The sequence below is a fragment of the Rhodopirellula maiorica SM1 genome, assembly GCF_000346295.1.
Lineage (GTDB): Bacteria > Planctomycetota > Planctomycetia > Pirellulales > Pirellulaceae > Novipirellula > Novipirellula maiorica.
On record NZ_ANOG01000481.1, the window covers coordinates 1 to 867 of the forward strand.

The following is an 867-nucleotide window of genomic DNA, read 5'->3' on the forward strand; positions in this document are numbered from 1 at the left end:
TAGCCGCCGAAACTCGCTCGAACGTACGAGCCGCCTCCGCCACCGGAGCGTCCTCCGCAAGCCGACGCAAGCGAACCGTTGCTGGTGGTCAGAGCGATGGTGGTGACGGCGATGGCGAGCGTTTTGAATGAGCGTTTCATGATTTCGATTCCTAAGCTGAGTTGGACTGAAGTTGAGTGAGAATCAGTCGGGTGATCTGGGGTTAACCATCCGCCTGATAAATAACCAAGCGAGAGACTCGGAAAAGCGTTACACGATCTCTTACGAATTTTTTCGTAGTGGACGAGGTAACGAGTCCTGCAGCACGGGACTCGTTACCTCGTCCACTACCGGAATTTGCGGCCTTATTTGGCGAGCAACCTGCCTATTTGGCGAGCCACGATGCCAAGGTTTCTTTTGCGGTTTTCTCGTCTTTGCTGGGATTCAGTTCCTTGTGCATCGCTCCGGCAATGCGTCCGACGTATTCGATCGTTCCTTGAACTGCTTCCGACGGTGCGGTCGCATCGAGCTTGGCAACGAATAGGATCATGTGTTCACCGGACGAATTCTTTTCGACGGCCCATGAGCCCATTTTCGTCGCCGAGCTTTGTCGAAGCAGTCGCATCATCAGCTCGCTATTCGGAGCGTCTTTAGAAACCGAAACGAGCGACCAGATCTTTCGCACATCGGCTCGTTTGAAGTACTCGGTCTCTTTGGCCACAAAAACGACTTGCTTTTTGCCGCCGGAAATCTCCTGTTCGACTTGGTAATGCCCCGTCGAGTGCTTGGTGTGTGCGATATTGGCGGCCTCCAGCAGATCCTTGGTCGGCAGCGGGGCTTCTTTCCAAGATCCGTCGATGAACGCTTTGATTTCGGTCGCGTCGACGC

The 867-nt window shown here is 54.2% G+C and carries 1 pseudogene; it reads right to left on the reverse strand.

The window, feature by feature from the left end:
- Nucleotides 1-364: 364 nt before the first annotated feature.
- Nucleotides 365-867 (reverse strand): annotated as a pseudogene (locus RMSM_RS40975) (S1 family peptidase); the annotation flags it as partial.